The sequence below is a fragment of the Glutamicibacter nicotianae genome (genome assembly GCF_002797775.1).
Taxonomy (GTDB): domain Bacteria; phylum Actinomycetota; class Actinomycetes; order Actinomycetales; family Micrococcaceae; genus Glutamicibacter; species Glutamicibacter nicotianae.
The window spans coordinates 874,660-901,425 of sequence record NZ_PGEY01000001.1 but is presented as its reverse complement, the minus strand read 5'-3'; the positions used below and the strand labels follow the sequence as shown (position 1 = coordinate 901,425).

The 26,766-nt window shown below is 52.0% G+C and carries 17 protein-coding genes; 3 read left to right on the top strand and 14 right to left on the bottom strand.

Annotation, left to right across the window (positions count from 1 at the left end):
- Positions 1-54: 54 nt before the first annotated feature.
- On the bottom strand, positions 55-1,062 hold the full coding sequence (locus tag ATK23_RS04080) for an NYN domain-containing protein (protein WP_066137862.1): 1,008 nt from the start codon (positions 1,060-1,062) through the stop codon (positions 55-57).
- Between the two features lie 292 nt (positions 1,063-1,354).
- Entirely contained in the window at positions 1,355-2,425 is a 1,071-nt protein-coding gene (locus ATK23_RS04075; protein ID WP_066137860.1) for an IS110 family RNA-guided transposase, read from the bottom strand.
- Positions 2,426-2,799: 374 nt separating this feature from the next.
- Here ATK23_RS04075 and ATK23_RS04070 point away from each other — a divergent pair.
- The 3 genes from ATK23_RS04070 to ATK23_RS04065 all read left to right on the top strand — a co-directional run bounded on the left by ATK23_RS04070 (position 2,800) and on the right by ATK23_RS04065 (position 8,793).
- Positions 2,800-4,271 (top strand): IS3 family transposase gene (locus tag ATK23_RS04070; protein ID WP_100339242.1). Its coding sequence is split into 2 segments (ribosomal slippage): positions 2,800-3,187 and positions 3,187-4,271, totalling 1,473 coding nucleotides; the frame shifts between segments, so codons are not numbered across the junction.
- Between the two features lie 204 nt (positions 4,272-4,475).
- Positions 4,476-6,110 (top strand): hypothetical protein, encoded by a 1,635-nt coding sequence (locus tag ATK23_RS16235; protein ID WP_157066305.1) that lies wholly within the window; start codon positions 4,476-4,478, stop codon positions 6,108-6,110.
- Between the two features lie 4 nt (positions 6,111-6,114).
- A complete protein-coding gene (locus ATK23_RS04065; RefSeq protein WP_066137852.1) occupies positions 6,115-8,793 on the top strand; it encodes a bifunctional glycosyltransferase/CDP-glycerol:glycerophosphate glycerophosphotransferase in 2,679 nt (892 codons plus the stop codon).
- 223 nt (positions 8,794-9,016) lie between these two features.
- Here ATK23_RS04065 and ATK23_RS04060 read toward each other — a convergent pair whose 3' ends face one another.
- The 12 genes from ATK23_RS04060 to ATK23_RS04005 form a co-directional block, all read right to left on the bottom strand.
- Entirely contained in the window at positions 9,017-9,259 is a 243-nt protein-coding gene (locus tag ATK23_RS04060; protein WP_066137850.1) for an ATP-binding protein, read from the bottom strand.
- A gap of 35 nt (positions 9,260-9,294) precedes the next feature.
- Positions 9,295-10,572 carry an ISL3 family transposase gene (locus ATK23_RS04055; RefSeq protein ID WP_066137847.1) on the bottom strand — a complete coding sequence of 426 codons (1,278 nt, stop codon included), beginning with the start codon at positions 10,570-10,572 and terminating at the stop codon, positions 9,295-9,297.
- A gap of 71 nt (positions 10,573-10,643) precedes the next feature.
- The gene (locus ATK23_RS04050) at positions 10,644-11,303 is read right to left on the bottom strand and encodes a transposase (protein ID WP_066137844.1); all 660 of its coding nucleotides are present in this window, start codon (positions 11,301-11,303) and stop codon (positions 10,644-10,646) included.
- 328 nt (positions 11,304-11,631) lie between these two features.
- Positions 11,632-14,022: an accessory Sec system protein Asp2 gene (locus ATK23_RS04045; protein ID WP_083515405.1), complete on the bottom strand. Its 2,391-nt coding sequence runs from the start codon at positions 14,020-14,022 to the stop codon at positions 11,632-11,634.
- Positions 14,023-14,208: 186 nt separating this feature from the next.
- A complete protein-coding gene (gene serA / locus ATK23_RS04040) occupies positions 14,209-15,804 on the bottom strand; it encodes a phosphoglycerate dehydrogenase (RefSeq protein ID WP_066137838.1) in 1,596 nt (531 codons plus the stop codon).
- A 460-nt stretch (positions 15,805-16,264) separates the two neighbouring features.
- A complete protein-coding gene (wecB, locus tag ATK23_RS04035) occupies positions 16,265-17,464 on the bottom strand; it encodes a non-hydrolyzing UDP-N-acetylglucosamine 2-epimerase (protein WP_066137834.1) in 1,200 nt (399 codons plus the stop codon).
- Positions 17,457-18,740: a UDP-N-acetyl-D-mannosamine dehydrogenase gene (gene wecC / locus ATK23_RS04030; RefSeq protein WP_066137832.1), complete on the bottom strand. Its 1,284-nt coding sequence runs from the start codon at positions 18,738-18,740 to the stop codon at positions 17,457-17,459. Before wecC ends, wecB begins: the two co-directional genes overlap by 8 nt.
- Positions 18,741-18,891: 151 nt before the next feature.
- Positions 18,892-20,643, bottom strand: coding sequence for a glycosyltransferase family 4 protein (locus ATK23_RS04025; protein ID WP_083515404.1), 1,752 nt, complete (start codon positions 20,641-20,643; stop codon positions 18,892-18,894).
- A complete protein-coding gene (locus ATK23_RS04020) occupies positions 20,640-21,821 on the bottom strand; it encodes a glycosyltransferase family 4 protein (protein ID WP_066137828.1) in 1,182 nt (393 codons plus the stop codon). Before ATK23_RS04020 ends, ATK23_RS04025 begins: the two co-directional genes overlap by 4 nt.
- The gene (locus tag ATK23_RS04015; RefSeq protein ID WP_066137826.1) at positions 21,808-23,715 is read right to left on the bottom strand and encodes a glycosyltransferase family protein; all 1,908 of its coding nucleotides are present in this window, start codon (positions 23,713-23,715) and stop codon (positions 21,808-21,810) included. Before ATK23_RS04015 ends, ATK23_RS04020 begins: the two co-directional genes overlap by 14 nt.
- 6 nt (positions 23,716-23,721) lie before the next feature.
- Complete coding sequence (locus tag ATK23_RS04010) at positions 23,722-26,406, bottom strand: glycosyltransferase (protein ID WP_066137823.1); 2,685 nt, start codon at positions 26,404-26,406, stop codon at positions 23,722-23,724.
- 3 nt (positions 26,407-26,409) lie between these two features.
- A complete protein-coding gene (locus tag ATK23_RS04005) occupies positions 26,410-26,766 on the bottom strand; it encodes a hypothetical protein (RefSeq protein ID WP_066137820.1) in 357 nt (118 codons plus the stop codon).

The window sequence follows — 26,766 nt, the reverse complement described above, 5'->3', positions numbered from 1 at the left end:
ATAAATTTACCTTAGCTTGCGTCTGAAAGCGGATTTCCGGATAGTGCTGACTCGTCACATGATCTTGTCTAGATACTCCCAGAAGGCGCCTCGCAGTGTGCGCCGGATGGTCTGCTGATCGGTTTTCCATTCTCCTAGCACCTGGGCGCAATCCTTGAGCAAAGTCCTGTCAATTTCGGGTGGCAACTGAGGCTTGTCGGCAATCAGTTCTACTACATCGTGCTGTGTAGTGAAGGCCAGCCATGATTCAGCAACCTTTGCGCCGATCTCTTCTGCAACTTTCAATTCCCTTTGCTCGTAAGCTGCAGAGCCCTGATAACCGGAACTCTGGCCACCACTGGAGTAGACCACCTCCGGCTCGGCTTCCCGTTCCGATGCTGCCCTGACAACAAGCTTCTGGGCCATGACTGCAGGTGTGGGGACCGCAGGCTTTGCGGCCGGCTTTGGTTCTGTTTCTGTAGATGCACGAGCAATCAAAGACGTTTTTTCAGAATGATTCTTGTCCCATCCAAGAACCTTGGTGAACGCGCTATCCAATAATTGATTCGAAACGGTTTCAATGTAGTCAGCAGTCAACGCCAGATGTTCAGCGACGGAAGCTACGCCGAGCCTGCTGTCTGATTTCGCCACGCCTAGTAACACGACTTTCATCCCCAAGTCTTGGGCTTCCTCAACCGCTTCAGCCAAATCGTCATCGCCGGAAACCAAATACGCAATAGAAGCCGAGCCGTTGCGAGCCACTCCTACCAAGTCCAGTGCCAGCCTCAGGTCCACGCCTTTTTGCTCACCGTTATAGGAGATGCGGCCCAGACGGACCTTGACGCCTGGTATGAGTCCAATCCGCTTATGCTGTTCAGTAAATAAACCGTCCTTGGACGCGTCATACCAATAGACGCGGAGGTTATTCAATCCTGTGTTCTTCTTGACGGTTTGCACGATCCCTCGTATCAGCGCTTCATAATGTGTTGTGAAGGCTGAACGTAAGGTCGTTCCGGCGGCACGATGGCCGCCTAGTGAGAGTAGAAATCCAGCATCAATAAATATGGCAGTTTGGTTCATCATGTTTCGATCGTACTCAGACAATAAGGAAACGGTCCAAGTTACCTAACTAAGATTCACTGACCCTCTTCTGATTAACCCTAACCTCGCATTGGAATTAGCCTGAATTAGTGGACTGTGAGTCTTGATGTGGCTGGTCTGCGATCAGCTGGCAAGGTAGGAACCGGCCCGCCCACGGCCGAGAGTATGACTCATAGTGGACATGACCCACAACGGTGTCATTCGGGTGAATCGGCTGCTTTCAGTGGTGGGCGACCGGCACCTGCCCCCCCCCTGTCTGACCCTTCTATGTTTGTCAAGTACTCGAAGGGGCCGGAACTGTAGCATTGAGGATACGGTAGATCCTGCGTGCCAGGTCGCGCTTGATGCACCGACGAACCTCCTTGACCGTTTTACCTTCTGCCTTGCGCTTTTCCGCGTAGATTCGTGTTTCTTTGTCATGAACCATTCGCGTCACAGCAACCATGTGTAGGGCTTTGTTCAGCCGCCGATCCCCGCCTCGGTTGAGTCTATGACGCACCGTATTCCCCGAGGACGCAGGGATGGGGTTCACCCCGGCCAACGACGCGAATGCCACTTCAGAGCGTACTCGGTTTCTATGCGACCAGGTCGTCAGAGCTACTGCCGCAGTCACGGGGCCGCAACCGGTCATGTCTAGCAATGGGGCTGCTTCGCTGACCGTGACCAGTTCGGTGAGCTGCAGCATGTTGTCTTGCAACTGCTCATCAAGGGCAACGATGTTTTGCGCCAGCCTGATGGCTTCAGCACGTGCGACGGACAAGGCTAGGTCCTCGTTTCGTTCACGCCACTTGGCGGCCTCGGTGATCTTCGCAGTCGTCAGTGCCTTCCGGGCGTCCATTCCCAGTTCATAGGTATGTAGCAGTGCGGTGAGCGCGTTCACCGAGCTGGTGCGTTCGGTTGTCATCGAGTCCCGGGCGGCCAGAAGGACGCGAAGTGCGGCACGAACTCCGTCGTTCAGACGCGGGGTTCGTAATTGGTTACTCTGCAACGGCAACACAGCCGCGGCGATGCGCAGGGCATCCAACGAATCGGATTTGCCCACTCCGTGACGTGCCTTGGCGCCCATGCGTGGCGCTTCGGCGACTTGGTAGCCGGCACTACTGACGGTGCCAGCGAGTATTGCACCATAGGACGCGCACCCTTCGATCACCCACAGGACACCGGCATCACCGAGCGTACGCTTTCCAACCCAGTTCAGGGCTCTCGTGATGCCCGCACTGCTGGTGGGAAAATCTCGGGTGTCTATGTGTTCGCCGGTCGTGGCGGCGATAATGGCATAAACATGCTTCTTTGCGTGCGTGTCGACACCCACGACGTACTGGTGAGTTTGCGAAACGATAGTCATGACGGTTCCAAGATCTCCTTTGATGCGGACAAGGGGGTGCCGCTATGGTTGAAGCCAGTCCGGGGAAATCACTTCGGAACAATACTGTGACGAGTCACGCTCCCTCTGAGGGCGGACAACCTTCTGATCAAGTTACCGAGGTGGGCCGGGATAGGCTCCAGCCATCCAATCCACGCGCGGACAAGTCAGGCAAAAGGCATTCGTGAAGCCAGTCAGGCTTAGGGTCACAGGCGAGGACTGGTCGGCTGGCTCCTACTCTGCCAGTTGGTCCCAGACCAACTAATTCAAGACTCACAGTCAGGGTTGAGTGAGACCACCGATTCATAGCAAGTTACCCTCTCCAGACAAGGGCGAGAACAGGACTAACCTCCACCATGAGCATCGCCTCCGTCCACCCATCGGCCAGCACCATGCCGGAGAATGGGACCATGGACTCCACCCAGCCCCGACCGGACCAGCCACGACGCCGTACCATCGCCCCGGCCCAGAAACTCGCTTACCTGCAAGGCTATGAAAACGCGATCCAAAGCGGCGAGGGACGCGGCTACCTGCGCGCCAACGCCCTGTACTCCTCGCAGATCGTCGAGTGGCGCAGGCTGCGCGATGCGGGAATCCTCGACGGGAACACCCCCTCCAACAGCACGAAGAGTGGCGGGAAGCTGAGCAAGGAGCAAACGGAAATCGCCCGGCTGAAGAAGCAGCTCGCGGCCAGTGAGCAGAAGCTCGCCACCACGCAGACCGCCCTGGACATCATGGGAAAAGCACACGCGCTCTTGGAACAAATCTCGAAGAGCGCGGATTCCAAATAGCAGCACAAGACATCCTTGCTGATGCCTACCAGCAGCTGATCGGCGGCGGCGTTGCCACCCGGGCGGCCAGCGCACTGTCCGGGGTCAGCCGGGCCACGATGCACCGCCGTCAGCAAGCGGCACTGGCCCCGAAGCCAGCGCCCACGGCATCCCGGCAGGTGCCTGCCAACAAGCTCACCACGAGCGAGGAAGCCCTGATCCTGGAAACCTTGAACAGCGAGCGGTTCATCGACCAGGCGCCCGAGCAGATCTACGCGGTCCTCTTGTCTGAGGGCATGTATTTGTGCTCGGTCTCCACCATGTATCGGGTGCTGCGCCGTGAGAAGCAGGTGGCCGAACGCCGCCGGCAGGCCCGCCACCCGGCCCGGAAAGTCCCGGAACTGGTCGCGTACCACCCTGGTGAGGTGTTCACATGGGACATCACGAAACTCGCTGGGCCGGCCAAGGGCACCTATTTTGATGCGTATGTGATGATCGATATTTACTCGCGCTATATTGTCGGCTGCCAGGTGCACGCGAGGGAGTCTGGTGAGCTGGCGAAGGAGTTCATCGCTCAGGTGTTCGCCACCGACCAGATCCCCAAGGTCGTGCACGCTGATCGTGGGACCTCGATGACCTCGAAGCCGGTCGCCGCATTGCTGGCGGACCTGGATGTGTTGCGTTCGCATTCGCGGCCGAAGGTCAGCAATGATAATCCCTACTCAGAAGCTTGGTTCAAGACCTTGAAGTATCTTCCGGTGTTCCCTGAGCAGGTCGGTTCGCTGGCTGATGCCCGAGATTTCATGGACAGGTTTGTCCAGGCGTACAACGGGCATCACCGGCATTCGGGGATCGGATTCCATACGCCGGCGGACGTGCATTTCGGGATGACCGGGCATGTTGAGGACCAACGGCTGGCCGCGTTGCAGGCTGCGTGGGATGCGCATCCTGAACGGTTTGGGCAGCGTCGCCTGCCGAAGAAGCTGCAGCTGCCTGCTGCGGCGTGGATCAACGAGCCAATGAAGCTGGAGGAGCGTGAAGAAATGACGGCTGCTTAGCACCCGTTGGTCTCACTTGACTTGAAAATTTCCGTGTGTCCCGTTGGCTCAAAACCAACGGCATGACACAAGAGACGATTGATCAAGATCTGAAATTCTTGTGGTTGAGAACGGTCAGCAAGGTTAACCGCAAATGAACTTATATCTACCAACATGATAAGTTAGAGGGCGCGCCGTTCAAGAACTTTACACATAGGAGCAAGCGTGGCACCAGTATTTTCGGAGTTTGAGTACGAAGATCGAACTGTAGAGTATATATATCGCCCTCCCAAGCGCGATCGGCGCCACCTTTTAGTAATTTTTTCTGGCGGTTTCGTCGGTGGAATAGATTTCGCTGGACAAAGTACGCGCCTAATCGAATCCGCGATTCTCTGGATACGGGATCCGCACAACTCGTACTACATCCAAAAAGGCGCTGACCAATGGTACGCCCATTCGACAGGTGCACTCATTGCCAAACACGTGTCCTTACTGGACATAACTGAGGATGATGTCGTATTACTCGGAGCTTCCAAAGGTGGCACAGCTGCTCTCTACCATGGCTTGTCCGGAGGATACAAGAATATAGTCGCTTCTGCTCCACGAATTCACCCCGCCAAAGGCAACAAGCAACAACGACCACAAGTCGTAGAAGAATTAGTAGGCTCTAATTCGTTTAAAGCAGAAAATGCATTTGACCAACTGATTCCTCAACTATTAATTGATAGCACCAAAGAGAAAAACATCTATATTTTCACTTCTCCCGCCGATAATCAATATTTAACTGATATTGAACCCAACATTGCACTTTTTGAGCAGTTCACTAATTTTAACTTAATTTGCACTGATTCCCCGTCCGTTAACCAGCATGAAGACGTCACGCTATACAATATTCAGCCGATAATAAGCATCATCGGATTGTTAACAGATGGATTCGCACCCAAGCTCGACCGCTCCCACAACGGCCTCAAGTCAACCGGTAACATGCCCGGAAGTGTTGAGAAATCACCATTCTTCGCAACGTTAGTCAACGATGTGGACAAGTTGGAAGTTCGCCAAGACGGCCTTTGGATCGCCGGTCGTTCTTTCATCCGAGGCTACGATACCTCCGAATATGGTTCTGCACGCAGGTACTTGCAATTACAAAGGGGCCGGAAGATTCATCGGGCCTACTTGGGAGGGTTGAAGGACCGAAGGAACAATCGAGACTATTTTGACCACGAATCGATAAGTTATACAGCTGGCGGATATGCGCCACAAGGAAACAAGCCTATTAATCTAGATGGTCTGGATGCAGGTACTTATGAAGCACGTATGCAGGTTACGACAGAAAATACAACGTTGGTCTCTAGCGAATTCAATGTCCGCCCAACATACTCCTTCCATAGTATAAAGGATTTTATAGTTTCTATTGACACTAATGGATCTTCTATAAAGGTAACCAAAATACCAATCCATCTCAAAACCACTTTAGATGGTCAGTACACCCTCGAAGATTACTGGCTAAGAGACGGAAGAATCCATTTGTCAGGACGTTTCAGCCTAAACAACATTGATATCTCAGCTTGGTCAGACGTTGAATACCGGCTACTTTTCCTTGATGAAAGCACCCGTCACTCCACCAGCGAAGTAGCGTTAGCCAAGTATAATAGAGATTTGAACCCAATCCCTTGGAGAGACAATTCGAAATCCAATTACTCAACGCCAAGGCATCGCGGCATAACATTGCCTCAATTGTCACCTGGGAACTATAGACTAGCCCTTATTGGTTCGTTCAAGAAATTTATTCAGACCGTCGATACGAATCTAACCCTGGCAGTCGGCGATAATCCAAATGAATTCCAAATAGTAAAGCATTGAGCCGTTGACAACATTCAAAAATCCCCTGATCTCAGTTCTCGTAGCAGCGTATAACGTTGAGCAATTTATTGATGCTACTCTCCAATCATTCGATAATCAAAAATCTGGTCTCGATCAGATTGAAATCATTATCGTAAATGATGGATCCACCGATTCTACATTACGACTAGCTGAGAGTTGGGCTTCGGGTAAGGCCAACGTCAAAGTAGTCGATAAGTCTAATGGCGGCGCTGCGAGCGCCAGAAAAGTCGCGATGGAGAATGCAACCGGAAAGTGGATAACATCGGTTGATCCAGACGATATCCTGGACGACAAGTATTTCGACGAGATCATCAAGTTCCTTGAACTCGATGGAGCGCACAATGCCCATATGCTTGTTACCCGTATCTTGACGCTAAACGATACAAACGGGCGGCTGTCGAATAATCATCCTCTTGAGTATCGATTTCGTCATGGAACCCGCATCGTTTCACTCATTGATGAACCAGATATAATTCAGTTGGGTGCCACAGCTCTTATATTACGTGAAGTATTAGAAAATAATTCTCTGACATACGACACACGCATCGAACCTACATTTGAAGATGCCCACTTACTCGGTCGATACTTGTCAAAGTTCGAAGAGCCCTTGGTAGGCCTTGTACCTCGTGCTAAGTATTATTATCGCAAACGCGCCGATGCATCTTCGTTGGTTCAAAGTAGTTGGTCAAAGCACGAACGGTTCAGCACCGTATTGCGCTTCGGTTACTTAGATCTCCTGAAGCAGGTTCATTGGACCTATGGATACGTGCCAACATGGGCTCAGAACATGGTTCTCTACGACATATTCTGGTACTTCAAAGAAGATGCTGGACAGTACTCTCGTGCTGCTTGGATTGACGACGAACTTCGCGACGAATTCTTGGAACTTCTGCGCGAGATTTTCGGATATATTAGCGTCGCGACCATTAATCGATTCTGGATTAACCCCATATGGTGGACTCTACGGCAAGTGGTGATAACTTATTTCAAATGCGACCCGAATGAGCTCCGAATAGTTCAATGGTCCTCTTCAGATGCCAAGCAAGAAACGAATTTTTCTATTCTTCAGCATCCCGATTACGAAACTGATATTGACATCTGGTGCGATGGGGAGTTGATTGAACCAACATCTGAAAATTTCGTCGTGCACAAGTTCTTCGACGTCCCTATGCTTCGCGAACGAGCAATTGTTGTACCTCGCGGTCACAGTAAATATACATTCATCGCCGACGAGGTACGCTACTACGCGACGAAAGCTAAAACGAAAGTCCCGGCGACGAACATCAACCATTCAAGAATCGCGCTTAACTGGAAAGATAATAGAAAATCACAAAGCAGGATTCGAAACAAAAGAGTTCGCAAATTATTATCCCTGAAAAGAACCATTTACCTGAGGATGCTTTCTACAAACCAAAGTTTTATCAGAGTAATTTTTCAGGGAGGTAATTCTCTCATTAGAAGCCGTATAGAAAAGTTTAGGCGCGCGAAAGCGAGCAAGAAGTCAGAGGCGCTCTTGGAAATGGCAAAATCAGAGCATGCTTTGAACAAATACCGTGACGTGTGGATTCTAATGGACCGCCCGGATAAAGCTGATGACAATGCCGAGCATCTCTACCGTTTTCTCCAACAAAACAATCCAGAAATCAATATTATTTTTGTTTTGCAGAAAGCATCTTCGGATTGGGATCGCCTTTCCCGAGAAGGCTTCCGTTTGCTGGAGCCTGGTTCCGACGAACTAGTTTTGGCTGTGCTCAACGCGAAATTCCGTATTTCTTCTGATGCAGTTGCTGCTTGTATGTACCCAGTTCCTCGCCACCTGGTGAATAAAGGTACTAGCAAGTTTATATTCTTGCAGCATGGTGTACTCATGAACGATCTCTCGAGATGGCTTAATCCAAAGGACATCGCTGCAATCACGGTCTCTTCTGTAGATGAGGAAAAGGACTTGGTTGGTGAAGATTCTCCATACGTTTACAAAAGGAGCCAAGTCCTTCCAGTCGGTCTTGCACGATTCGATCAGCTGCGTAATCTAAGTAATCAAACGGATCCGGTTAAAAAGAACCGGATTGTGGTCATGCCTACTTGGCGTCAGCATCTTCGCGACACAGCAACACGGATTGAATCAACCGAAGAACGTCAAAAGTATTTGGAGAGCACACAATTCTTTACAGAATGGATGAAAGTTCTTCATTCCTCACGCTTACGGCACCTGTGCGAGCAACAAGGAGTCAGGATCACGTTCATCCCCCACCCAGCGCTTCGTGAAATTATCCGTTCGGTATCCTTCCCGAAACATGTGGAAGTAGCTGACCTGTCAAAGAGCTCGATGCAACTGATTCTTTCAGAAGCAGCGTTATTCGTAACGGACTATTCCTCCGTGGCATTTGATGCATCATTTATTGGTTGCCCCACGATCTACTACCAATTCGATAGAGATGAAGTATTTTCTGGTACGCACAATTTCCGTGTCGGATATTTCGATTATAAAACTCATGGACTTGGACCTGTTGTAGAGAATTCAGACGACACAATAGACACGATCTATGCATATGTAAATAATACTTACGATGACAGTAAGTATAAGGAACGTCGCATGAACACTTTCATAAACAACGATTCCAATAATTGTTCACGAATTGTTAAGGCTATCCGAAATGTCTAATTGAAAACTATTCAGTTTGACGAGCTGCCAAATAGCGTCACTTGGTAGTTGTATTCCGACGACCTGGTAGGACGGACTCCGGCTACCTGATAGTGCGATTCCGGGCAGTTGGTAGCGCCGGAAGTAGCGCTCCGTAACGGCTCAGAACCCCCTCAGAGGTTCTGAGCCACTACGCTATGAGGGAGAAGGCTCGGGACGGGCCCTCAGGGAACGGACGGCAAACCTATTCCCAGAAGTCAGCCGACTCCCGCGCCTTCTCATGCTTCAACTTGCGCATGTCAGCATCTCCCAACAGCAGCCATCTCGTGTTGTTCGCCAACCGGTTCACGATGGAATCCCCGGCCACCCGGTCTGGCATCACTTGCACCCAATACGACGGGTCGGTCTGGCTGGCGATCACCGTTGGCAGCCGGTGCTCCCGATCCGCCAGCACGCCGTAAACATCACTGGCGATGTTCTGGTCCAAACCGGCTCTTAAAAGTTAAGCGTGGCGCAGGATGCTCAGCAGGGCCGTAGCCCCGCCGTATACAACAATATCCGAACCCGGTAATGACTATGATTCCGATAACCCCGGCCAATGCGTTTCAAGTTCTTCGCCGTCAGATTCGCTGCCTCGCTCCGGGCGTTCGTCAGCCGGGTGCGCACGAACACCAGCAGCTCTCTGCGCCACGCGCTCAACGTCCTGAACAGTGATTTCGCCTCCACCATTGTCGTTGCTCTCACCGACTTCTCCAGCACCGCCCACCGCGCCTGGAATTCATGGACATCCGTGGCTTTCAACAGATCCCGTACGTGCTCCTTGATCCCGTAAATCACACCGAGTTCGGGATCCGCTTCAAGGATCAGCTTCAACCGTTCGACCTGCTTGATCGACAGGTTCTCCAGATTGCAGGTCAATAATTTGCGGTACTTGTACGCTGGATCCGTGCTCCTGCCTCGGCGCTCGTGCACCTCATGCGAACGCCGCCGGCGCACTTGGGTGATCATCAGATTCGCCCGGGCAATCACATGGAAATGATCTACGCTGATCTTCGCCTTGTGCAAGGTGGCCCGCACCGCCTTGCGGAACTCTGAAGACATGTCGATCGCCACGACCTGCACCCGCTGACGCCAATACCTGGGCCGGGCCTTCAACCATTTCTTCACCGCCGCACCGCGGCGCCCATCCACGATATCCAGGATCTTCCCCGTATCCAGGTCCGTGAACACGATGGACCACGGCTCGATCCGCACCACTTTCCCGGTCCGGCCTCGCGCGTAGCGGACCTTGCGGAAGCGGTGCTCGTCGATGCCCAGGCGCCGGATGAACATCCGATCCACGTTCCCAACCAGCTCACCGACGATGTTCAGCCGGGCCATGACCGTTGGCCATGAAACTGAGTGCGCAGCAGCGACCCGGGAGACCGCGCGCAGCTCGCAGCTCATCTCGTCCACCAGTTGCTGGGAGAGCCTGGCGGTGATCCTGGCCCGGAAAGGCAGCTGCTCGGTGGTTTGCACGAAGGAACGCCGTTCGCAAGCCTGCTCTTGGCAGGCCATGCGCCGCTTGCGGACCAGGACTTGCAGGTCGTGACCGCCGGCTGGCAGGTCCTTGACGCGGTGCACCGGTCTGGCCTGGATCCGGGTGGTTAGCACCCCGCAGGAAGGGCAGGCAGCTTCGGTCGCTATGGGTTCGACAAGTACTTGTCGCCCGGACGATTCCCGGGTCACGGTGATGACGCGGTAGTCGGTGAGGTTCAACAGAATCGACGCAGCGTCGATTGGCCCGGTATCCTTGAACACGGCTCGTAGTTCTTTGCAGATGAATTTGTTTTAGTCGACATCCATCTTCGCAGAGGAGCTGCGAGCCTTACTTATTTTGGGGTCACCACGCTAAAAATCGAAGAGCCCCTATGCGTAGCTGTGCGCGCGTTATCTGGAACGATCAGCTGGGGAACCCCGCCGATGAAAGCCAGCGCATTCACGTGGGCTTGGTTCCACGAGTCCTGCTTCATAGTGTCAAACGCTTGGCAGAACACCAGCCCGGAATACGGCAAGGACGCCACGAAGAAGTACGCTTTCCGAGTCTCCCCGGTGGCCGGATCAATCAACAGCAGCGTTGGTCCTGCCCAGTCCACGAACATCGCCTTGCCAGGTTCGTGCTGCAAGGTCGCTACGACATCGGTGGCCTCAGCGAACTGGTTGAAGCGTTCGCAGTACTGCGAGTAGCTGTATTTCTTCCCCGAGCTGGTTCCTGCCAAATAGTTGACCCAGCCCTGTTGCAGGCTGAAGAAGCGGTTGTGTTTCATCTGCTCAATCACCTGAACGAAGTGCGGATCCGCATACTGCCCGGAAACCGCTTTGCGCTGGTCAGGGAACAGATCCTGAAGGTCGGCGGCGCTGAGGGACGCCAGCCTCTGCTCGGTGATGCCGGCTGCGGTCATGGCGCGCTTGGCCGCAGCGACGTTGCGATGCGAGCACCCCACCGACGCGGTGATCTCGCTATAAGTTCGGCCCTTGGCAAGCAAGGACATGATGGCGTGTAATCCACCAAGGTATTTCTCCTTTGAACTGATCGCTGCATCGAATTATGCGGCGATCAGGTCAGCCCATCACGAAATAGTCCTGGACACTACCGTGTATCCGGAACGGTACTACCAAGTCGTCGGAACAGCACTACCCACCGACGCTATTCAGCAGACGATCCCTCTATGTACTCAGAAATGTAAATTGGCGTTCAAAAATTTAGTAATAAATGTGAAGGTCAAGCACAATGTGCTTGACCTTCACATCTATCTATCTATCTATTTATCTATCTATATGCAAGATCTACGGAGAGCACTTCGGTTAGCACCTGTGCACTTACGGGATACCACCTCGGGAGGTTTCTTTCTCATTGGTCCGAACTAGCAGCTCTTGGTACAGCAACTGATAGAATTCCGACTCGTAGTGTACTGGGCCAGGCCCCCAAAGGTGCTTCGAATCTCCAAGGATGTCCTTAAAATCAATCTTAACTATCTCAGACGGAACAATCGACACGAAAACCGCTTCAAGTTTATTCCAATATTCATTTTGCTTATCAACGAACTTTTTACTGAATGCCTTCGTTACGCCATCCGCACGGTGGTGAGTCACGCACCGCGCACTATTGACTAAAACCTTCGTTTCGGGTGCTTGACCCACGATTAAGTCGCGGAATCGCTCGGACGCACGCGTAAAAAGCTCAAGGTAAGCTGATTCATCGGTCCACATAGAGATTTTAGATGCTTGGTCGAAATGCTCGTAGCACCGTGCCTTCCCGATCTTCCAGTCGTTGTCCGTTATCCAAGTATCGTCATAGCCGATCACTCCGAATCGTGAATCAGTGAAGAAATCAACAAGAATTACTCTAGGCGGGTGTTTTACAAACGATGCCACATACTCCTTCGAGAAATCTTGTATTACTACCTGGCGATCATGCTCACCCAAATCCAATATCTCTTGATCTGCGATATAGCTAGGACGGGCCATGAGCGAAATCAATGAAGACTGGAATGCTTGTCCACCTATTGAGAAATTATTCCTCCAATTAGGAGTAATTTTCGAGTTAAAAACATCTCTCGAAACGCACGCACCAATAATGTCAATTTTTGTCTGATGATTTCTCTGAACATCGACAACGATGTCCAGTTTCGGCGAAGCAAAAATACTTGTAGCGGCGAACCCTACCACCCTGACTTCATACTTCCCCTTTGGCAAGGACGATAGTTCGATACCCTTGTAGCCTCTGGTGGCGTAAAACGCCTTGGACTGATCATTAAAGAAGTTGCCTGTCCGTTCTGCAATATCCACCTTGTGATCACATGCAGCAGGGCGATAGATTCTCTCGTCACGTGAACTCTCGTTGAACTCCACGAAATAGCGGACTGATTTCCAATCTTCAATATCTACGCCGGGAGGTACAAGGTAGCCTTTTATGAAAAACTTGCCATCCACAACCTCATTCTGGACAGGCTCAAAGAAGCAGTCTGATTCTGGTAAATTTTTGAACGAAACCACAGATAGACTAAATTGTCTGTCAGTCTTTCTTAAACGGTATACACGGCCATCGTGATATGAGGTTAAGTCTGCTGTTGCACCGAGAATGAGAGAAGAGGTTTCCCGGTTACCGTCCACTTCCACAGACAAACTAAGTTCATATTTCCCGTCCGGCAATCCAGTAACGTTGATTCCTTTGTGTCCAATGGTGGCAAATGAAGCATGCGAGTGATTGACGAATGGTTCGCTGTAGTATTTACCGTTAACATTCTCATCGGAGATTTGTCCCAAAGGGGAAGATAAGTTCAGATTCTTGCCGTTGAATACTAGCCAATTCTTCTGACTGCCCCATGTATCCGAAACATGATTTTCGTAAAGTGCATATCCGGTCAAAAAGAGTCTTCCATTACGCATGAAAGAACTTTCAACGGACGCGTGCATATCACCGAGACTAGTATTAGGAATCTGCGACTCAATTTGTTTAGGATTTCCTACACCGTTATCAATTTCCCCTATAATAGGTGGCATATCCTCAGAGAGCAGAGAAAGGATAGCTATAATACCCGGTACATTATACTTGGTGACTTGATTATGGCGAGTTATTAGCGGGGTCTCAGAGGTGATTAGGTTGAAATTATCAAACCTCCTCAGCAAAGGGAGATTAGGCAAAATTTCTGATTCATATTGATAATCAGCAGGAGAAGTAAATAAATAGATGTTTTTTTCTTTATCTGAATTTTGCAGTTCTCTGATAAGAATGTTGTCAAGTTCAAGTAATTGCTCAGGTGAACCTGACGGAGTCATGGATGTTATGCATTCATTCCACGCGCTGGTAATATATCGACCAATAAAGAATTGGGGAACCGTAATAACAACGTTTCTGTAACCAAACCGGGCCGCATAATATAGCGCAGCAGATCCGCCCTTCGAAAAACCCGATAGTGTGCACTGCTGTTTGCTGAGTCCAAGTTCCTCAAGCTTAGACTCGATGAACTCATCTATTTTCTGGGCCAGGTCCTCTCCCCGTCGATGCTTCATATAATATGTATATTTTCCATCGAAGCAATCATCAATCCATAAAATGTTAGCTGTAAGCTTAGATAATGCACTTCCTCCGAAATCGAATGTTCCCTTTTTCCTAAACCCTGAAAATATTACAATTAGATGCTTTCTGTCATATTTCGCTTTTTGGAACTTATACCCAATTTGTGTATCTCTGATTATGAATGACTGCATTTATACCTCATTAATTAAAGTGTTGTTCCTACGTAGCTTTACTCGCTCGTTCTGACGAATCTGGTAACTGTTGAAGCTTGCTCATTACATTCCACGATACCAACTCAAAAGGCTGCTGATGATCTGCGCAATGCAGATCGTCAGCAGCCTTTTTTAGGTTTCAGTCGAACGCCCACCCACCTTGGTTCAGTCCGCTAGGTTAATTTCTCGTGCTACGCTTGCACCGATCGCTGCACCAACAACGTCTAACACACCCTGCGGCAGCGCAGAATCAATGTTGATGACAGCCAATGCTTCAGCCTTTTTCTCATCGCGCGATACCTGCATACCTGCGATGTTGATGCCTTGCTCCCCCAGTACGTTGCCCAGAGAACCAACGATACCCGGGCGATCCGCGTAGCGCACGACGATCATGTGGTCCGAAATCGGGATTTCGATCTCGTGGCCGTTGATGCCCACCAGCTTTTCTATCTGCTTAGGACCGGTCAGCGTGCCAGCCACAGCAAGCTGGTTTCCTTCGTTGGTGGATCCCTTGATGGTCAGCTGGTTGCGGTACTCAGGCGAGTCTGGGGTAGTGATAAGACGGGTAGCAACCCCACGCTGCTCGGCCAGTACAGGAGCGTTCACGTAGGACACTTGGTCAGAAACGACGTCCATGAAGACACCCTTGAGCGCCGATAGTTCCAGGGCCTTGACGTCCAGCACAGCGATTTCGCCGGCAACCTCAACATCAATGCTGGTCAGCGAGCCGGAAGCCAACGCATTGAAGATGCGGCCCAGCTTCTCGATCAGCGGGATGCCAGGGCGGACATTCTCATCGATCACGCCGCCTGCAACGTTCACAGCATCTGGAACCAATTCGCCGGCTAGTGCCAGGCGGACCGACTTGGCAACCGAAACGCCAGCCTTCTCCTGTGCTTCGTCGGTCGAAGCGCCAAGGTGCGGGGTCACGGTGACATTGTCGAATTCAAAGAATGGAAGGTCGGTGCTTGGCTCCTTGACGAAGACGTCAATGCCAGCACCGGCAATTTCTTCATTCTTCAATGCTTCATACAGTGCGTCTTCGTCCACCAGGCCGCCGCGGGCCACGTTGACTACGTAGGCGGACTTCTTCATCTTGGTGAAGGCTTCCTTGCCCAGCATGCCCAGGGTTTCCGGGGTCTTCGGCATGTGGATGGTGATGAAGTCGGCTTCAGCCAGCAGTTCGTCCAGAGTCAGCAAGGTGACACCCAGCTGTGCGGCACGAGCCGGGGTGACGTATGGGTCATAGGCAACGATCTCCATGCCGAAGCCCTGCAGGCGCGCGGCCACGAGTGCACCGATGCGGCCCAGACCGATGATGCCGGCCTTCTTCTCGAAGAGCTCAACGCCGGTGAAGGAACTGCGCTTCCATGCGCCGCTCTTCAGCGATGCATTGGCTGCAGGAATGCGGCGTGCCAGGGACACAATGTGGCCCACGGTCAGTTCAGCAGCGGAGATGATGTTGGAGGTTGGGGCGTTGACTACCATGACTCCAGCCTGGGTGGCAGCCTTGATGTCCACGTTGTCCAGGCCCACGCCGGCGCGGGCGATGACCTTCAAGTTCTTTGCGGCGGCAATTGCCTCTGCATCTACCTGCGTGGCGGAGCGCACGAGAATTGCATCTACGTCGGCAATGGCTTCGAGCAGCTGGGAGCGGTCGGCTCCGTCGGTCTGACGAATTTCAAAGTCGGGGCCGAGGGCAGCAACGGTTGCTGGGGAGAGTTGTTCGGCCAGAAGTACGATTGGCTTGTTGTCAGACACGGGTGTGGCACCTTTGCGATTTCTTGGGCTGATGCTTGCATGAAAGCAGCTGTTACTCGCTGCTTCCATTTCCAGAGTAGCGCTATGTATCCCCCGTTTTCCCTTGAATTCACGCATGTTACGCAGGGAAAATCCGACTTTGTGAAAACTTTCACTTATTAGATAGACTGTGACGAGCACACAGATGCCTGCGTCAATTATTGCACCCGTTGGGCATTTCGTTAGCACATTCTTCACGCTTGTTGAGCCTATGCGGAGGCCTGGTTTAAATCCTGTGCCGCTATTGATCGTTCTTCACTTTTAGGCCCAGGACGCCATCGCCTCGATTGCCGGGATTGTTGAATTGCCGCTAAGATCTTGCTAGCCAGTCTCGTTGCTTAATAGGCAAAACACCGGCTGCCCCATTTGATGGGGTTTGCCGGTGTTCTGTGGAGCTTCAAGCTAAGTGCTATTGCAAGATCTAAGCTACCAAACGTCGCTTGGTTGCCCCTTTAGCTTCGGCCTCATCGTAATCGACGCTTCCGAATTCACCTATACGTGCACCAATTCCAAGAAGTTCTGCAATCGCGGCAACAGTACGCTCTGCGGCCAGCCCATCGCCATATGGGTTGACTGCGTTGGCCATTTCTGCGTAAACACTCGGGTCATTGAGCAGCTGGCTTACTGAATCCACGATGCGTTGTTCGTCCGTGCCGATGAGTCGCACGGTTCCCGCAGACACGGCTTCTGGTCGTTCCGTGTTTTCTCGCATGACCAGAACCGGCTTGCCCAGGCTTGGAGCTTCTTCTTGGACACCGCCGGAGTCCGTGAGCACGACATTAGCGGCATCCAGCATTCGAGTGAATTCACCGTAGCTCAGTGGTTCAGTCAACGTAATGTTCTGAATGCCATCGATGCTTGGAAGCAACGCCTCGCGGACTACCGGGTTCCGGTGTAGTGGCAAAACAAACTCCACGGTCGGCTCGGCCTGGGCGAGACTAGCCAACGCCCGGGCTATACGCCGCATTGGCTCGCCCTGATTTTCGCGACGGTGCGTGGTCACCAGCACGATACGCTTGCCGCTGGCCACCAGCTCCTCTAGTTTCTGATCTTCAAAAGCTACACGCTTCGCCACTACAGTCAGCAACGCGTCAATCACAGTGTTACCGGTGATCACGATGTCTTCCGGATTCAGATTTTCGCGAACCAAATTGTTGCGACTGACACGTGTGGGCGCCAGATGCAATGCGGCCAGCTGACTCGTAAGTTTGCGGTTGGCCTCTTCCGGGAACGGCGAGTACAGGTCATGGCTTCGCAAACCTGCTTCAGCATGAATGACAGGGATGCCCCGGTAGAACGCGGCCAACGCTCCGGCTGTTGACGTCGTAGTGTCCCCCTGCACGATCACCGCATCCGGTTTTTCGCGTTCAAGAACATCGTCCAGGCCCTTGATGGTCTTGGTCAGTACGCCGTTCAGGGTCTGGCGAGGTTCAATGATGTCCAGGTCGTAATCAGGGGTGATATCGAACAAGGCATTCACCTGATCCAACATTTCCCGGTGTTGTCCGGTTACCGTTACTACGCAGTCAAACTGGTCGCTATTCTTCAAGGCGCTGACAATCGGCGCAACTTTGATTGCTTCTGGGCGAGTACCATAAATCGGCATGATCTTCTTAGGCATGGATGTTCTCCATTACTTCATGCTCTTCGATGGTTCCCTGGTCGCAGAAACGCCACTGCCCTCGTGTATCGATAACCTGCTTGCCTTCAAGTTGCCCCGGCTGGATGTCGGCGTACTCGTCATGGTCTACCAGCAGTACTACAGTTCCGGCCTGCTCGATAGCATCAGCAGGATCTGCCAATTCGACGTTCTCCATGGCCGCGAATGTTGTCGGCAGTACCTCAACATTAGGTTCAGAGATAACAAAACGCGTTGAAGGATTCTTCTTCGCCAAGGCCAGTGCAATCTGAAGTGCCGGAGACTCCCGAAGGTCGTCAATATTCTTCTTGAATGCAAGTCCCAGGAGCGCAACGACTGGATTGTCAGCCTTGGACATCAGCAACTCAGTCTTCGTGATCACCCAGTGCGGCTTTGCATCATTAGTAACACGCGCCTGGCGGATCAGTTGCGCCTCGTCCGGGGCTGCGGCAACGATGAACCACGGGTCGACCGCGATGCAGTGTCCACCAACCCCTGGGCCAGGCTGCAAGATATTGACTCGTGGGTGGTGGTTAGCCAACTCGATGAGTTCCCATACATTGATACCCAGCTTGTCAGAGATGGTTGACAGTTCATTTGCAAAGGCGATGTTGACGTCGCGGTAGGAGTTCTCGACGAGCTTCGACATCTCAGCGGTGATGGCATCTGTAGTAAGAATCTCTGCCTTGCAGAACGTCTCATAGAGTTTCTTGGCTAGCTCCGCGGCCCTTGGAGTCATGCCACCAACAATTCGGTCGTTGGTCACTAATTCCTTCATGACATACCCCGGCAAGACACGCTCAGGACAGTGGGCGACCAGAAGCTGATCCATGTCCAAATCTGGACGTGCGGCCGCTAGGTGGCGGGTCAGATGCTCGGTGGTACCCGGAGGTGACGTCGATTCGAGAATAACCAGTTCATCACCGGTCAGCAGTGGAGCGATGCCATCCGCTGCAGCTTCGATGTAGCTGAGATCAGCCGAGTAGTCATCATTGAAGGGAGTTGGCACGGCCAGAATGTATGCATCGGCAGCCTTGTTCTCCAAACTTGCGGACAGCATGCCAGCCTGCACGCCACGTGCCACGAAGTCACCGAGCTCCGGTTCTACAAACGGCACTTCACCATTGTTAACGGCGACAACGTTGCGTTCATTGACATCAACGCCATGAACCCGAATTCCATTAGCGGCGAGTATTGCGGCGGTCGGCAGTCCGATGTAGCCCAAGCCGATAACGGATACTTCTTTAATGCCGGTCACGTCGATGACTTCCTACTCATTAGAGGGAGCTAGTTGCAGATCGCCTACCGCTCCAGTTTGATTTTCCTGTAAATAGGAACAATCCCGTTGTTCCGTTTCACATCTTTAAACTTATGGAGCGATAGTTAATGGCAAGTAAACATGTGATTGACTATCGGGAATAAATTCTCTTAAGTTTGTGTGAACAAACTGCCCACGTTCGATCAGATAGAACTTTTTTCCTTCCTGACTGGCCTAGTTGTTGTCTGAACGTTGGATCAACGAGCAGTTTTTCCAGGGTTTCACTCCACGCAATGACATCTCCGGGCGGGAGGAGAACCCCATCAACGCCATCTCGGATCAGCTCTTCGAGTGCTGGTAATTTGGAGGCCATGACAGGAATGGCACTGGCCATTGCCTCTACTGGTTTCAACGGTGTGACATCACGTGTTACTGAAAGATCCCTGCGTGGAACTGCAAATACATCAAGAGCAGCATGGTATTTTGCCGCTTGTTGTCGCGACACGCGTCCTGTGAAAATACAACGTTCTCCCACACCTAGTTCGCGGGCCAAACGCATTAGCACTTCACGCTCCACGCCGTCGCCCACAATCACTAAATACAGATCTGGCCGACTGTTCGCCAGCATCGCCATCACCCTGACGAGCGTATCCAAGCCTTCGTAGGCAACGAGCGAACTGACTGTTCCGAAATACACTGCATGCGGGTCCAGCCCCAACGCCGTTCTGGCATCCACCGCGGATAATGGTTCATCAACAAATGGATGCCCGACACCGTTGGGAATAACCGTTATCTTCTCCGGGCTGACACCAGAGTGCTCAAGGTTATCCCGCATTGCTTGGCCCAAAGTTAGTACTTCGTTCGCACTCGCGGCCAGTTCCGCTTCGCGCGCTTGGAAGAGTCGGTATCGCTGTGAACCGCTTGCAGAAGCTGGCCGAGTCGATGCCCAGGTATCGGCCAGTTGCCCACGTACCTCGTAGACCCAAGGCAAATTATAGGATCTCGCAACAGCACGGACGGCAAGGGCATTAGTGAAGTCAGTAGTCGTATGCAAAACGGTTGGCTTCAGTTGCTCTACCAAGGCTGACAGCATCTGCGTCTGCTGTTGGATTCTTCCCGCAGCGTCGAATTGCATATGTGCCGGAAGTAGGCGGTGATAGGAAATTCCGTCCACGATTGAAGTGCTTTCTGCCAAGGCGTGCCCAATCGATATGGGATATCCAACTCGCGTTACTGCTTGGACTTCGATATCTTCGTCCCGTAGTGCCAGCAGCAGAGAATGGGTTCGCTGGGTATAACCGCTTGCAGTAAATGGGAGAGAGTTGGTCGCTATATATAGAACGCGCGTCGATCCGTTTAATTCCCACTCGCGTTTCTTTGAATTAGCGACTGGATTCCAGGACTCAAGTACCCGGAGCTCACTGCGGTAGTGTTTCAGTTGCCGCGATTTGGAGTTGCCCATGCTAGAGAGTAGATTGATCGCTTCATCCAAGTTGCCCAGGGAGAATTCCAGACGCGCCTTCGATTTGGCAGTCGTTTTCGTTACCGGTGAGCTATCGAGAATCTCCGCAGCCAAGTCCCATAGTTGCGCTGCGATAGCGGTGTCCGCCAACCGTGCCGCCTTAGACGGCCGATTCCATTGCTTTTTCTGTGACGCTAAGTATTGCGCCACTGCTGTTCGATCTTCACTCAAGAGCGCAACCAGTCCGTCAAATTTACCTGAAACTAGAGGTGCACTTCTAAGTTTTTCCAAACGCTTCAACTGCGGTCTTTTCGCGAATTTCCGCACTGCTTGAAGACAGAAATACTGCGGATCATCTATAAGGTTCTCACCCATGAGCCGGAATACGTTTCGCATATTCTGTGCTTTGCTTCCAGGGAAATACCCCATCTTCGGATTCATCTCTTGCCTTCCGCTAGGGCGGTCAGCTCGCTCAAGTATCTGGCCCCAAGTTGATCCAGCGAAGCGTTTTCAAGTACCCATTGCGGCCCAATGCCTTTTCGAGTTCGTGACGCCGTGGATGCTCCCAAGGCATTCAAATGATCGACCAAGCTTTGCACGTTTTGCGGCACAATGTCTCCCGCATCCGATTCCTGGATAATTCTCGCTGCTTCGCCCCGGACCAAACCAGTAATATGCCGATTGAAGTAAAGAAGTTCATAGAGTTTCGAAGGAATCGTATGTTCAAAGCTCGGCCAGTCCGAACGGAGGCTGACAAGGCAAGTATCGGCCCATGCGTACTGTTCCAGAACCTTCTCGCCCCGTACGGGGTGCAGGAATTCAACAGGCGCGTCGAGGTAGGCTGCCAGCTGTTGCAGTCTCTCCCGTTCCGTTCCATCTCCAACGAAACGGACTCGCACAGCAGATCGTAGCTTAGCCGCAGCCTGAATCACCAGATCCAAGCCTTGGCTCAGTCCCAGGTTCCCCAAATAGAGAACGTGCAGGCGGGAGTCGTCATGACTGACTCGTGGAAGAGGCGACGTGTAATTAGACAGGTCAACTCCATTTGAAACGACGGAAACTCGTTGAGCACCCTGCATTCGCGCGACTTCGCCCAAACCGGGGGTTACAGTCACGACCAAATCAGCGCGGCTCAAGACGCCAAGGATCAGCTTGGTGGCGATAGGTTCCAATGCGGTTGACCGCAAGATATTGGACTCGCTGAGAAGGTTAGGCCAGGAATCTCGGAGATCCACGACGAGCTTGGAGCGAAATAGCCGGCTAACGATATATCCGCTAAGCAAGGTGCTCAGCGCCGGGACGGTTGCAATCACGACGTCGGGCCGGCCTGCGAATAAGCAGGCAGGGAGCGATGCCAGCGCCTGAAGTGCGCTGCGCAGGGCCTTGAACACCAGTCGCTTTGGCTTGCCAAATGTTGGATACCGGACAATCCGGATGCCGGCATCTGTGATTTGAAAAAACTTTCCCCCCGTGTTGGGTGCAACGACACTGACTGAATTCCCATGATTAACAAAGACCTCGGTGAAGGCCTTCCAGCGCCGTTGTGGGGGCGTAAATTCCGGGGAAAAAGAATGGGTAATGAGCAGAACTTTTAAGCTCTTTGAATCAGAAGAAGACATGATGATCATTTCTGCCAAACCATTGGACGGTGCCACTTGCAGCGAGCTCGAGATCATTCGCCTTCCAAGTGTGGCCGGCCCCTGCAGAGCGCATCTGAACGAAATTGAACCGATCCGCCGAATAGATCCGCGCACCCGCTTGGCCTACACGGTTCAGGAAATCGGTGTCTTCCCCTCGACTACGATTTGCAAAGCGATTCTCCTCGAACAAAGTACGGGTACCTAATAAAGTGGGCCCCATGACAATATCTGTAAAGCGATGTTCCCGGTCTGCCATACGAAGAAGCGTCCGGTTGCTTCCTTCGAGGTACATATAGTGTGCTTGTTTGCCCACAAGGTCTGCACCGCTATACCGCAAAGCATTGATTTGATCAGCCAGGTAATGGCAACCATAAAGGTCATCATCATCCATTTTGGCAACGAAGTCGCCACTGCTGCGATCAATACCTAAATTCAGGCACTCGCCAAGGCTTAAATTGCTATCTGCGCTAACCGTTACGATATCTCCAAAGATTCCATTTTCCAGCGCTTCACTAATCGTTTTCCGAGACGGCTCGAATCCGTGGGACACAAGTATTAATTGCAGTTCCACGCCGACCTGTCCACCAATCGCTGAGAGCATATGGGCAAGCTGTTCGGGTCGTCGTGAAGCTGCAATGACGCTCACATTTCGTTTCGCTGCCATAGAGAATTTGTTTGCCGATGCATTCGAGGACGAGGCATCTAAGCCTGCAAGCTTTAAAACGCTCTGGCTACGGTGGGCGTACGTATGGTTTGTCCAAATTCGACGTTGGGCCAAGTGTACGCTTCTGTCACGTTGTTCTCCGCTCCTCGCAAGCATCTTCAGGGTTTGAGAAGCCTGTTCCACGCTGGCTACCTCAAAGACTTCGTCAGCTGAAAAATATGAGGACAACGCTTCACTTGGAGCAGAAACCACTGGCGTGCCGCACGCCGAGATCTCGAAAATTCTCCGGGCACACATGCTTGGCGAATCAATGACCGAGTTGGCATTCAGGAAAGCAACGAAATCCTGGTAGGCGGGAACCATCTGATCATAGGATAAGGAGCCAATAACGAGCTGCTTGTACGGCTCCGGGAACTGGTAGTTCGGGTCCTTGCCCAGCTGGCGGGAGAAAATGGCTACTGGCTCTCCCCCGCGTCGAGCAGCATCGCGTGCACCATCAAGCAGAAGGTGCAATTGCTCACGACGTTCTGGATACTTGTGGGCGAAGTACATCCCGGCGAAGGCAATGCCCTTAGGGTCTACAGACCGTGCCCGAACAGGGTTGTGGATCTCAGGCTGGGCGGCAAAGGGCAGTACTGCGACACGGTCATGTCCAAGATCGTCACGGTAATTCTCAATCTTCTGCGAATCAGAAGTCAGAACCGAGTCGAATAGCTTCGCAGTCTCCAAGAAGTCGGCATAGTGCGGGGGGTCTTCCTTATTCCAAAATACTGTTGGGATTCCCATGTCCTTGAATGACTGGATCATCTGCGCCAAGGCTTCTCGTGGTGCTGACGGTCCAGTGAGATGGTATTGCCATGCTCCGTTGTTTCCATTCCAGGCCGACTCCACGAACAACAATTCGAAATTCTCAGTTCGAATTTTTAGTTGCCAGTCCTCGGGAGTAACCAGGGAAAGGTTCCATTCAGCTCCCCACGCGGCCTGGCTGAAATCATCGAGAATTGCAGCTACACGTATAGGCGTCCGGGAACGCCCCTTGTTTGCAGCCTGACCGGCACGTCCGCTGCCGACATAGCTCTGGCCCCTTTTGCTCTTCGGAAGTGCAGGCGAATTGAGCCCCAATGCTTGGCGGCGCTGCCACTTCCTGAATTGCGGCAGCCCGCCCCTGCGCAGATGCCATATGCCTCTGCGCAGTGAATCGATGTCCATCTATTCCTAAACTCTCTCTTGCCCGACTCGTTCGTCTGCATTCTGCGAAATATCGCCTGCTGGCGCCTTGTTTGCCGCGAAGAACTCCTTGAGTTCTGGATCTTCCCATTGGTGGGCACCATAGAACTCAGCCAATTGGACAACCAATTGCTTGGATTCTTCCAGTTCTTCAGGTGCCACACGGTTCAATTTGTCGATATACCAGCCCTTGGTGAACTTCTCCATGCGGCGCTTGCGATATTCGCTAAGCAATCCGATGCTGTCCAGCCATTCAGCACGCGCGCTTTCCAACGGAATGTATTTTCGGTAGAACTTCGGACCGAGGCTGTTCACCGTGGAGTTGGATACTGCCGCGAAGTACATATGAATCGGTTCATTCAGCAGTGAAATCTGCTTAGCGTAATAGAGCATTTGCTGGAAGAAGTAGGAATCCTGGCCTACCGCGCCGACCGGCTGTTCAATTCCCAAGGATCGCAACCACTGCGTGTTGGCGACAAGAGCCTGAATGCTCATCGGCGTGAAATTAATCTTCCGCAGAACCGATCCATCCACCTTGTAGGTGTCTCCTGCTACTTCATCTTGGATGATCTGCTTGCGCAGGATACGAACATAGTTAACCAGCTTGCGGCCAACGGCGTTACGTGCCATGTTGCCAATTGCAAAGTCTGATCCATTATCCCGAGCGAGCTTCAGCAGCTTGGCGTAACCATCGTTGAGGGCTTCATTGTCTGGATCAAGGTAGGTAATCCAGTCCGCCGTCGCCATAGCCAGGCCATGATTGCGCGGACGAGAAGCACTGCCGGAACCACCAGTTTCGAAGAAGTAAGTCCTTACGTTCGAGAAGCGTTCAGCAAGGTTCTTGACTGTTCGAATGGTGTTCGGATCAGTCGATCCGTCATCAATTAGCAAGATTTCCATTTGGGCGAATAACGAGCTCCTTCGCAAGGACTCGAAGCACTTGAATTCCAGGTGTTCGCCATTGTTGTAGATCGGAATCACGACGCTGATCATTGCCGGCTCGTGGAAAACGTGAAGAGTTTCCCGGCCGCGCTCCGCAACTTCGAAACCATCTAGACGGTAACTTTGCCCGTAAGTCGAAACGGCTGCACTGCTTGGGGTAAGCCAACGCAACGCCCCATGGTTGGGTTCAGCATCCTCGGTGAACGCGTGGTGCGACTTGTAGTCGTCGGTTTCTCCCGCTTTGAACACGACGTCGCTGGCAACGTACTTCGTCGCATTCAACAAGTCCTGCAGATAGTGCTGACCATAATCGAATCCACCTGCGACCGTGCAAGCCAAATCGAAGCCAGCTTCTCGTGCTGCTTCTACCGAGTTAAAAACTGGTAGATCATCTTGGTACGACTGGCCGTCCACGAATTCTTGAGCTGTCGAGAGCGCTCCAACCACCGCCAGTTTTGGTTGCGGCGAGACTGCTTCTGCCAGACCGCATACGCTTAGAAGCTGACGAATTCGATCAAAGTTCACATGATTGGTGAACACGTTGCGCAGGCCAGCCATCTGGTTACGGTACTGATGTTCGGGAGTCAGCGATTCGATGATGCTCCGGGTTTCCTGTGCGCTGTCTGGCATGAAAACGTTCGGGAATTGATCGTTGACACCGGCACTGTAGTTGGAAAGTACGGTACAGCCCATTGCCTGAAGCTCAACGACGCGATTCGCATACATGGTGGGGCTACCTACAACTGAGTTGAGGTTAATTACCAGATCGCTCGTGCGATGAATCTGCAACAGTTCATCATGCTTGATCGCTGGCTCTACGTACGGAAGGTAGCGCTCCGGGAACAGATACTTTTCGTTATCCAGAGACCAGTTCCGGTCAATAATGCGGAGATTCCGTCCTGAATCAATGACCCCGTCGAAGATCTGCAAAGCCGAGCGTCGACGCTCGTGATATTTGTGGTTGTGCCACGAACCGGCGAATACAACATCATCAATTCGATTCTTTCGGCTTCCGATGGGGTTGTGGTGTCGGTAGTCAACGCTGAAAGACAATACATCAATTGCTTGGGCGCGTGGACATGCCTTTTCATAATCCGGGATCTTTTCCACCGCGCTGGTAAATACGAAATCGCACTTCTTAGCTGTCGAAAGGAATACTTCGAAGTTTGGTGGGTCTTCTTTCGAGTAAAAGGCCACTGGAGTGCCTGCATCCTGATACAACGGTATCAGTTCATTTTCAATAAGTTTCCGAATTCGGCTTCGCTGCTGCGACGCGCCAACCCATTCGCCGGAAAGTCCTCGCCAGCTCGTGGTAACCAAGACCAGATCCAAATGGCCGACATAGTCGCGGAAGTTTTTTGGGGTCAGCGGGACGAAATTGGCAGTCGATACGAAAGATTTGTAGAGGAACTCATCGGCAATAATTCCAATTCTGGTGTTGAAGGGCACGTACCAGCGCTGGCCATTGGATTCTTCTCGATTGATGATTCCCTTGTACTGCTCAGCGAGTCCAGCGCGCAGAGAGTCAAAGTAGGCTCGGCGTTCAAAATAGTCTTCAGCGTTTCTTGCGGGTTCCAAAAATGGGTGATCCCCCAGCAGAGAATTACGGAAATAGGCTGATTCCAGGTGCTTCGCAATATGGAAACCCATAGGATACCCAAGGGGCGCTTCGAGCGTCTCTATGCGTCCTTCAATGGTATTGAGCCTCTTTTTCAGACTTGCTGCATCCATGGTTTAGTTTCCTGCTTTCTTGCGCCAGTACCAAAGTTGAAGCCTTCCGAGTTTGGAATTTTTCAAGGCCTCATAACGTTTTTGTAGGTATTCCAGGTCAGAATTGAGCCTGGCAATTTCCTTGCGATCCGCTGGACGCGACACCTGTTTCTTCTTGATGGGCAACTTGATTGACCTGCCGGAAGCTACCTGTGCAAGCTGCTCGTCGCGTTTATCAATGATCTTGAGGAGCTTCATTTCTCGCTTATAGACATCAACGAGCTCCTGCTTGAGCTGTTCGTTCTCGGCTTGATACTTCAAAGGGAGAAAACTTGCGCGTTCGCCCAGCGCTTTCAGATCTTCCGCATCCTGATGGATCAT